The sequence below is a fragment of the Cocleimonas flava genome, from assembly GCF_004339015.1.
In the GTDB taxonomy this organism is placed as follows: Bacteria; Pseudomonadota; Gammaproteobacteria; order Thiotrichales; family Thiotrichaceae; genus Cocleimonas; species Cocleimonas flava.
In genome coordinates, this window is record NZ_SMFQ01000009.1 from 1 (window position 1) to 2,309 (window position 2,309).

General features: G+C 47.1%; 1 protein-coding gene. It reads left to right on the plus strand.

Features of this window, described 5'->3' with window-relative positions; translation table 11 throughout:
- Nucleotides 1–2,309 (plus strand): TonB-dependent receptor (locus EV695_RS20215; protein WP_207907185.1); only part of this gene is annotated, 2,309 nt, incomplete at both ends.

Here is a 2,309-nt window from a genome sequence, read left to right on the forward strand (position 1 = left end):
ACAGACCATACGATCAAGATCAATGATGAAAGCATCTCGCTGGTTGAAAATAAGTTCGTAGTCGAAAAACTACTACCCGAAGGGCAGCATGATTTTGATATCGCAATCACTGATAGCAATCAGGATACTTATCACAAACCACTGAATGTTGATCTTAAAAGCAAGTACATGTTCATGGTTGGTCTTGCGGATATTACCGCAGGTAAAGGTAAAGTCAGTGGTAATCTGGAAACACTCAGTGACGGGGATAAATACCTCGATGGTGACATCTTTGTTGATGGTCGTTTAGCGTTTTACCTGAAAGGTAAAATCAAAGGGAAATACCTGGTAACCGCACAAATGGATACCGGTACCGATGACATTGAGAACATCTTTGATGACATCCACAAGAAAGACCCCGACAGCTTGTTCCGTCGTCTCGATCCGGACAAGTACTATCCTGTCTATGGTGATGACTCAACTATCATTGATGACACCAACAGTCAGGGCAAAATGTATGTACGTGTCGACTGGGACAAGTCTCGTGCCATCTGGGGTAACTACAATACCGACATTACCGGTACCGAACTTAGCTCATTCAACCGCACACTTTACGGTGCCAAACTGAATCACAAAAGTACCCAGACCACCAAAGACGGTGACCATAAAACCGACGTGACGGTGTTTGCCTCAGAAGCGCAAAGTGCCTTTAGACACAATGAATTCCTCGGAACCGGCGGCAGTCTGTACTACTTAAAAGACTCAGACATCGTCGATGGATCGGAGAAAGTCTGGATCGAAGTGCGCCAAAGTAGCGGTGATCGTGCGGTATCTACCGTGATCCTTGAAGAAGGGCGCGACTACCAGATAGACGACTTCCAGGGACGTATTATCCTGAATCGTCCACTGTTACAGATTGCCCAGCAATCCTACCCATCACTGATTAAAGACACACCGCTGGATGGTGACGATGTCTACCTAATGGTGGATTATGAATACGTCCCTGACGACTTTGACAGCAATAAAGCCAGCTACGGTTCACGCGGTAAAATCTGGTTAAACGATCACTTCGCCGTCGGTGGTACTTATGCCCATGAAAATCGTACCGATGATGATTATGACCTGAAAGGGATCGACATCACCCTCAAGAAAAACAAAGGCACTTACCTTAAAGTTGAATACGCAGAAAGTGAATCAAATCAGACGCAAGGTAGCTTTGCCTCGGACGACGGTGGTTTAAACTTCAACCCTTTCAACGCCAACAGCGAAGCATCCGACATCAGCGGCAGCGCGATTAGCGTCGAAGCCAGAGCAGACCTGGAAGACTTTAGTACCTTAAGCGGTTCGATTGGCGCGTGGTTCAAACAACGCGATGCCGGCTTCTCAACCGCCAGTCTGGATACCGGCCATAAAACCACCGATACCGGTGTCGAAGTCATCAGCAAAATCAACGACAAAGTAGATGTTTCTGCGCGTGCCACACAAGTTGAAGAAGAAGGCTTGCGCAAAGAAAGCAGCGCCAGCGTTCAAGCAGATGTTAAAGTCAGTGACAAAGTCACTTTAAGTGGTGAGATCCGTCACGTCAAAGAAGAAGACTTAACGGATGACGAAGGTACCGGCTCAAGCGTTGATGGCGAAGGTACGCTGGCAGCGTTCAAAGTTGGCTACGATGTCAATAATGAAATCAATCTCTACGGTATTGCGCAAGCCACGCTAGACAAAACCGGTAGTTACGAAAGCAATGACCTGTTAACACTCGGTATCAAAGCCGCCATCAATAGTAAATTTGACCTTAATGCAGAAGTTAGCAGTGGAGATCGCGGAGACGCACTGACTCTCGGCGCAGACTACCGCATGAGTGACAGTTACAGTCTATACAGTAACTTTACACTCTCGACTGACGGCACCGAAGACAATAAAAATGCCTTTACCATGGGCCAACGTAAAACAGTCAGCGATCAACTCAAAGTGTACACCGAACATCAGTTTACACACGAATCGGCACAATCCGGAATCGGTCATACCTTCGGCGTGGATTATCAGGTAAATAAAGAACTGATCGCCAGTGCCTCGGTACAAAGCTCACGTCTGGATAAAGTAGACAGTGGCCTGACCGATCGTGATGCCTTCTCAGTTGGCTTAACCTACAAAGAAAACGCCACCGATGCCAGCACCCGACTCGAATACCGTCGCGACAAAGGCTTTGCCGAAGATACCGTACAATGGGTAACCACCAACAAAATAAACTACCGCGTCAACCCATCATTAAGATTACAGGGTAAGTTCAACTACTCAGACACCAAAGATCAGGTGGGCGATACAAACGATGC